This window comes from Intrasporangium chromatireducens Q5-1 (genome assembly GCF_000576575.1).
In the GTDB taxonomy this organism is placed as follows: domain Bacteria; phylum Actinomycetota; class Actinomycetes; order Actinomycetales; family Dermatophilaceae; genus Intrasporangium_A; species Intrasporangium_A chromatireducens.
The window spans coordinates 1-7,528 of record NZ_AWQS01000183.1 but is presented as its reverse complement, the minus strand read 5'-3'; the positions used below and the strand labels follow the sequence as shown (position 1 = coordinate 7,528).

The 7,528-nt window shown below is 68.7% G+C and carries 5 protein-coding genes; 1 reads left to right on the top strand and 4 read right to left on the bottom strand.

Annotated elements, in window-relative coordinates; all coding sequences use genetic code 11:
- Window positions 1–1,104, top strand: a 1,104-nt coding sequence (locus N864_RS16725) for a sugar transferase (RefSeq protein WP_034719444.1), incomplete at its 5' end; no start/stop codon positions are given.
- Between the two features lie 78 nt (window positions 1,105–1,182).
- On the opposite strand, the gene N864_RS16720 is transcribed toward N864_RS16725, so the two are convergent.
- The 4 genes from N864_RS16720 to N864_RS16705 all read right to left on the bottom strand — a co-directional run bounded on the left by N864_RS16720 (window position 1,183) and on the right by N864_RS16705 (window position 7,393).
- Entirely contained in the window at window positions 1,183–2,130 is a 948-nt protein-coding gene (locus N864_RS16720; RefSeq protein ID WP_034719441.1) for a nucleoside triphosphate pyrophosphohydrolase, read from the bottom strand.
- Between the two features lie 13 nt (window positions 2,131–2,143).
- Complete coding sequence (locus tag N864_RS16715) at window positions 2,144–2,686, bottom strand: hypothetical protein (protein WP_240474369.1); 543 nt, start codon at window positions 2,684–2,686, stop codon at window positions 2,144–2,146.
- Between the two features lie 31 nt (window positions 2,687–2,717).
- Entirely contained in the window at window positions 2,718–6,338 is a 3,621-nt protein-coding gene (gene mfd / locus N864_RS16710; RefSeq protein WP_034719439.1) for a transcription-repair coupling factor, read from the bottom strand.
- 83 nt (window positions 6,339–6,421) lie between these two features.
- Entirely contained in the window at window positions 6,422–7,393 is a 972-nt protein-coding gene (locus tag N864_RS16705; protein ID WP_034719446.1) for an IS481 family transposase, read from the bottom strand.
- Between the last annotated feature and the right edge of the window lie 135 nt (window positions 7,394–7,528).

Genomic DNA, 7,528 nt, shown 5'->3' with positions numbered 1-7,528 from the left:
CAGCTGTCGCGGGGATTCTTCTTGATCCTGTTTCTGGTGGCCGTGCCGAGCCTCCTCATGTGGCGGTGGAGCGCACGAAAATTCGTGAACCGCCTCCGCAGGAGGGGCTACTTGATGTCCAGGGTCATCGTCTCTGGCTCGCCCGTGCACGTGGACGAAGTTTCAGCGGTGCTCCGACGCGAGTGCTGGATGGGTTACCACGTCGTAGGGGCTCTACTGCCGTCCCTATCCATGGAGAGGACTCCGGGAGGCATCCCCGTCCTAGGCACGACGACCGCGGCCGCACATGCAGCCCTCGACGGCGACGCCGATGCGATCGTCTTCACCGAGGGCGCGTTCACCACGTCGGCGGAGTTCCGTCGACTCGCCTGGACGCTGGAGGGCCTACCGGTGGAGATGGTCGTCGTCCCGAGTCTCAGCGACATATCGGCCGGGCGAATGCAGATGTACCCGGTCGGAGGCCTGCCGCTTGTCCACGTGGAGCAACCTCAGAGCCTTGCTGCTTCACGACGCCTCAAGCGAGCATTCGACCTGGCCGGCGCCGGCTTGATCTTCGTGCTTGCCGCCCCACTCATGGCGCTCATTGCGTTTGCCATCCGGATGGAAGACCACGGCCCAATCCTATTCCGCCAGACCCGGGTGGGACGGGACGGAGAGTTCTTCCACTGCCTCAAGTTCCGCAGCATGTGTGTAGACGCCGAGTCTCGGCTGATCTCCCTTCGTGAGCACAACGTGAACTCCGACGGGGTTTTGTTCAAGATGCACGAGGATCCCCGGGTGACACGTGTAGGGAGGTTGATCCGTCGGTTCTCTGCTGATGAACTACCACAACTCCTCAATGTGATCATGGGTGAGATGAGCATCGTGGGACCACGTCCAGCACTCCCCGAGGAGGTTCGTCGCTACCCCGCCGACGCGCAGCGCCGCCTGCATGTCCGTCCGGGCCTCACCGGCTTGTGGCAAGTATCTGGTCGTTCTGACCTCTCCTGGGACGACGCCGTGCGCCTCGACCTGTACTACGTCGACAACTGGTCGATCGTCCAGGATCTGGCGATCATCGTTCGCACGATTCACGCGGTCTTCACCGCCCGCGGTGCCTACTGAGCGAACGCGCACGGTGGGCTGCCCGCACCAACGAGGTGACTGGCATACCTGTGGCGGCCGGCCGCAGCTCTTCGGCCGTCAGGGCGAGAGGCGTCGCAGCGTCGCGCGCAGGGCAGCCTCGGCGTCGATGCCGTCGGCGCGAGCTTCACGGACGAGCGCGAGGAAGCGCGCGCCCAGGTCACTGCCGGCGACCGCCGCGTCGACCCTCTCGCCGAGACCAGCGCGCTCGAGGCGCCCGATCGACTTGTCGGCACGCGCGAGCGCCGGGAGCGACTGCGGGATCCCCTCCAGCGGGTGGAGACGGTCCGGCTTCTCCGACGCCTTGATCGCGTCCCAGTTCGCCTCGACCGCCTCGGGCGTGGCTGCGTCGACCGAGCCGAAGACGTGAGGGTGGCGGCGCACCAGTTTTTCCACGAGACCGCCCGCGACGTCGTCGATGTCGAACGGCGTGGTCGGGTCCTCCTCGGCCACGCGGGACTGGAAGGCCACCTGGAGGAGGAGATCGCCGAGCTCCTCACGGACGTGGTCGGCATCACCGGACTCGATGGCCTCGATCGCCTCGTGCGCCTCCTCGAGGAGGTAGGGCACGAGGGTCTGGGGCGTCTGCTGCGCGTCCCACGGACAGCCACCGGGTGAGCGCAGGCGATCCATCACGGCGACCACATCGAGCAGTCGCGCGCCCTGCACGTCGTGGGAGCCGACGAGCAGCTCCACCTCCGGAGGGTCGGTGAGCCGGGAGACCTCCGCCGCGATGGCATCGGTGAGGCCGGGATCCCCATCCGCGGAGCCGACCCAGAGCACCGCGCCGTGCTGTGCGGCCGACACGAGATCACGGGCGAGGTCGGCAGGCGCCGCTGCTGCGCGCACGTCCAGCTCGAGCCCGGCATCGATGAGCGACTGCGCCTGGTACTCGCCCTCACGCGCCCAGCGGGCGTCGGCGCTCTCGAGTGCGTGCCAGGCGTCCCGGGTGAGGAGGCCCGGCGCGACCCGTGGGGTCGTGAGGAGGATCGTCAACCGGTGCGGCATGGGACCGCCCGTGTCACTTGGCCTGGTCGGTCGGCTTGATCCAGTTTGGCGTCGACTGCCCGAGGGTGAAGTAGACCGGCCCCTCGTTGGAGGGCTGGAGCGTGCCGAAGCGCGGGTTGACCGAGATCTTGGCCTGCTTGAGGTCCTTGCGGTACTGCGCCACGTCCTGCTGGGTCATCTGCGCCGACTGCAGCAGGGCGACGGCCGAGACGAACTCCTTCGTCGTGTCGGTCGCATCCGGCATGGCGTTGACGACGCTCGCGTAGGTGGCGTCGGGCTTCCAGCTGCCCGAGGCCTCCACCGTCTGGTGCAGGAGCGGCGCAGCGATGAGGGCCGTCACGACGATCTGCTCGGAGAAGTCGAGGTTGGCGGCCTGCAGCTGCTGCGTCGTCTGCTCGACGTCGGACAGCGAGATGACATGACCGTTGACCACGGCGGCTGCCTGCTGGTGCGTCGCCATGCTGCATGCGCCGAGCAACGACACGGCTGCCGCACCGGCGACGGCACTGACGGCCAGCCGCTTCGCAGTCCCAGCCTCACCTGACCAAGCCTTCACAGATCCTCCTCGAGCGGAATGCGTTGTCATCTTACGGGGCCGTTGAGGCGCCCGACGCAGCAGTCGCCGCAGCCGCGATGTCGGCCAGGAGCACTGCCTCGATCAGCTGGCGCGCCCACAGGAGGATCTCGACGTCGCGCAGTGGCTTCCCACCCACGCGCGCCGTCATGGGCGCCGGGACCAGGATGACGCCGAGCTGGTCCTTGACGATGGTGCCGGGGTAGAGACGCATGAGGCGCAGCTGCTGGCTCTCGCGCAGGTCCTTGACCGGACCGAAACGCACGACCTTGCCCTGCAGGCCGACGTCGGCGATCTTTGCCCGCCGGGCGACGACCCGTAGCCGAGCGACCTCGAGAAGGTTCTGGACCGGCTCGGGCGGGTTCCCGTAGCGGTCGCGCAGCTCCGCCTCGATGTCGTCCACCGCCTCGAAGGTCTCGACCGTCGCGAGCTTCTTGTAGGCCTCGAGCCGCAGCCGCTCCCCCGGCACGTAGTCGTGGGGCAGGTGCGCGTCGACGGGCAGCTCGATCTTGATCTCGGTCGGAGCCGTCTCGCCCTCGCCGCGGAAGTCCGCGACGGCCTCGCCGATGAGCCGGACATAGAGGTCGAAGCCGACGCCGGCGATGTGGCCGGACTGCTCACCGCCGAGGAGGTTACCGGCGCCGCGGATCTCGAGGTCCTTCATCGCAACCTGCATGCCAGCGCCGAGGTCGGTGTGGCTCGCGATGGTCCGGAGCCGGTCGTGCGCCGTCTCGGTGAGGGGCTTCTCCGGCGGATACAGGAAGTAGGCGTAGGCGCGTTCGCGGCCGCGACCGACTCGCCCGCGCAGCTGGTGCAGCTGCGACAGGCCCAGAACATCGGCGCGCTCCACGATCAACGTGTTGGCGTTCGAGATGTCGAGACCGGTCTCGACGATCGTCGTGCAGACGAGGACGTCGAAGCGCTTCTCCCAGAAGTCGAGGACGACCTGCTCCAGCTTCTTCTCGCCCATCTGGCCGTGAGCCGTCGCGATGCGGGCCTCCGGAACGAGCTCGCGCAGCCGGGCCGCCGCCTTCTCGATGCTGCTGACCTTGTTGTGCACGAAGAAGACCTGGCCCTCGCGGAGCAGCTCCCGTCGGATCGCGGCAGTGATCTGCTTCTCGTCGTAGGCCCCGACGAAGGTCAGGACGGGGTGGCGTTCCTCGGGCGGGGTCGCGAGGGTCGACATCTCCCGGATGCCGGTGACGGCCATCTCCAGCGTCCGCGGGATCGGGGTGGCGGACATCGACAGCACGTCGACGGCAGTCCGCATCGTCTTGAGCAGCTCCTTGTGCTCGACGCCGAAGCGCTGCTCCTCGTCGACGACGACGAGGCCGAGGTCCTTGAACCGGACGTCCTTGGCGAGCAGTCGGTGGGTCCCGATGACGAGGTCGATGCTGCCGTCGGCGAGTCCCTCGAGCACCTCCTTGGCCTCAGCGTCCGTCTGGAACCGCGACAGCGCCTTGACCGTGACGGGGAACTGGGCGTAACGCTCGGAGAAGGTCTGGTGGTGCTGGGTGACCAGGAGGGTCGTCGGCACGAGGACGGCGACCTGTTTGCCGTCCTGGATCGCCTTGAACGCCGCCCGCACCGCGATCTCGGTCTTGCCGTAGCCGACATCGCCACAGATGAGCCGGTCCATCGGGACCTCCCGCTCCATGTCCTCCTTGACCTCGTCGATGCTCGAGAGCTGGTCCGTGGTCTCGACGTAGGGGAAGGCCTCCTCGAGCTCTCGCTGCCACGGGGTGTCGGGGCCAAAGGCGTGACCCTTGGTCGCCATCCGCGCGCTGTAGAGCCTGATGAGGTCGGCGGCGATCTGCTTGACGTAGCGCTTCGCCCGCGACTTCGTCTTGTGCCAGTCGGACCCGCCCATCTTGTTGAGGCTGGGCGCCTCCCCGCCCACGTACTTCGTCACCTGGTCGAGCTGGTCGGTGGGCACGTAGAGCCGGTCACCGGGCTGGCCGCGCTTGGACGAGGCGTACTCGATGACGAGGTACTCCCGCGTCGCCCCGCCCACCGTGCGCTGCATCATCTCGACGAACCGGCCGACGCCGTGCTGCTCGTGGACGACGTAGTCGCCAGGGCGCAGCTGGAGCGGGTCGACCTGGTTGCGCCGGCGGGAGGGCATGCGGCGCATGTCCTTCGTCGACGTGCCGCCTCCCCCCGCTTGTCCCGTCAGGTCGGTCTCAGTGAGGACCTCGAGCTGTCCGGCCTCGTGCACGAAGCCCCGGTCGAGGGCTCCAGTGGTGATGGAGACGATGCCGGGCTCGAGCGAGCCGTCGAGCGCACGGACCGGGATGTCGTGCTCGCGCAGCACATCGGCGACGCGCCGCGCGAGGCCCGGCCCCTCGGTGACGACTGCGAGACGCCAGCCGTCGTGTGTCCGAGACCTGAAGTGCTCGATGGCGCGGGGGGTGTCACCTCGGAACGCCTCGGGGTCCGCGGTCCGCACCGTGAGGCGGGCATCGACGTCGTCGTCCTCGATGACGAGGTCCTCGTCCTGCGCGAAGGGCGTGAGGGTCCACCAGGGTCGTCCCGACTCGAGTGCGTGCGCTCGGGTCTGAGCGATGGTCCAGAAGGAGGCAGTGCCGAGCACGGCTGCGAGGTCGACGGGCACGTCGTTGCCAGCGGCGGCATTGGCCCAGCTCGCTCCGAGGAACTCCTCGCTCGTGGCGACGAGGTCGTGGGCGCGGCGGCGCACTTTCTCCGGGTCGGCCAGCACGACGATCGACTGCGGGGGCAGGACGTCGAGGAGCGACTCCATACCGTCGACGAGGGCGGGAGCGAGCGACTCCATCCCTTCGACGGCGATGCCGTCGGCGAGCTTGGCGAGCATCTCGGAGACGCCCGGGAGCTGGTCTTTGAGCGCCGCGGCACGCTGTCGCACCGGCTCGGTCAGCAGGACCTCCCGGCACGGCGGGGCCCAGAGGCCGCGCTCGGCGATCTCGAGGCTGCGCTGGTCGGCAACCTTGAACCAGCGGATCTCCTCGACGGTGTCACCCCAGAACTCGACGCGGACCGGGTGCTCTTCGGTCGGCGGGAAGACGTCGAGGATGCCGCCCCGGACGGCGAACTCGCCGCGACGTTCCACGAGGTCGGTGCGGGCGTAGGCCGCACTCACGAGTGCCTCGACGACGTCCTCCAGCGGGCGTTCCTCACCCCGCCTGAGGGACACCGGCACGAGCTCTCCGAGCCCCTTGGTGAGCGGCTGGAGCGCGGCCCGGATCGGCGCGACGACAACGGACAGCGGCCCGTATGACGGGTCCGACTCGTCGGGATGGGCGATGCGCCGAAGCACGGCGAGACGGCGGCCCACCGTGTCGCTGCGCGGTGAGAGCCGCTCGTGTGGGAGCGTCTCCCAGCTCGGGAAGACGGCGATCCGCTCATGGGGCAGGAAGCACGAGAGCGCCACGGCGAGGTCTTCCGCTTCACGTGTCGTCGCCGTCACGACGAGCAAGGGGGCTGCTTGACCGAGTTCCTGTGCCAGGGCAGTAAGCAGAAAGGGCCGAGAGCCCTCACTCGCCGACACCTCGACGACCCGGGCGCCCTTCGCCGCTTCAGCAAGAACCTCACGAGCGCCACTGCTTGACCGGAAGGCGTCGACGATGACCGGGAGACCGGAGGCGGGAGAAGTCATGGGGGTGTCGATCTCAGACTGTGGGAGCGGGAAAATGGCGGCTCGCGACCGCGGCCCAAGAATAGGCCACTCGAGGCGGGGCGCTAGCTGTTCTCCCCACAGAGGTTGGGCACGCGGCTCGCTGGTGAGTGGCCCTTGAGCGCGGTGTGGCCGCGATGGTGATTGTAGGTGTGCAGGAACTCGGACAGGGCAGCGACGCGCTCGGCCTCGCTGGCGTAGGGCCGGGCGTAGGCCCACTCCTGCTCGAGCGTGCGGTTGAACCGTTCGACCTTCCCATTGGTCTGTGGCCGGTACGGCCGGGTCCGCTTGTGCACCACCTCGCCGAGCGCTTCAGCGAATACCTTTGACCGGTAAGCGGATCCGTTATCGGTCAAGACCCGTTTGACGGTGACCCCACAGGAGGTGAAGTAGGCGTTCGCCCGTCTCCAGAACGCGGCGGTCGTCTCCTTCTTCTCGTCCGGCAGGACCTCGCTGTAGGCGAGCCGCGAGTGGTCGTCCACGGCGTTGTGCACGCACGCCATGCCGGGTTTGGTGGTGCCCTTGATCCGGGTGCCCTTCGCGCGGCCGTGGACCCGGTGCCCGCCGCCGTCGGGGATCCGCCCGAGCTTCTTGACATCCACGTGCACCAGCTCGCCAGGCGCGTCGTGCTCGTAGCGGCGCGCCTTCGGCTTGGCCCGCAGCCGGGCCCCGGTGGCCGGGTCGGTCCAGGCCAGCGGCGGCGCCTGGTAGCGGCGCAGCACGTTGTGCACCGTCGAGGGGTTCAACCGCAACCGGTAGGCGATCCGCTCCGGCCCCCACCGCCGCGACACGCGCAACCCGAGGATCCGCCGCTCGGTACGCAGGTCCAGCCGCCCCGGCGAGCGGTGCGGCCGGCACGACCGGTCCACCATGCCGTCCTTGCCGTGCTCGCGGTACCGACGAACCCAGCGCTGCGCCGTGGTGACCGACACGCCGAACCGGTCCGCGGCCCGCCGCAGAGACCAGCCATCCTCCACCACGCAGCGGGCCAGGCGCTCCCGCCCGGTCGGGGACAACGGGGCATCACGGTGGGACATGAGGACCTCCGGGGTGGGTGTGTTGCCGTCAGACAGCTCCACCCCACCCGGGGGTCCTCCTCATGTCCAGCAGGCTCGCCTGTCACCAACCTCCGTGGTCAGTACAGCTAGTGGTCCGTCTCATTATTGGTTAAC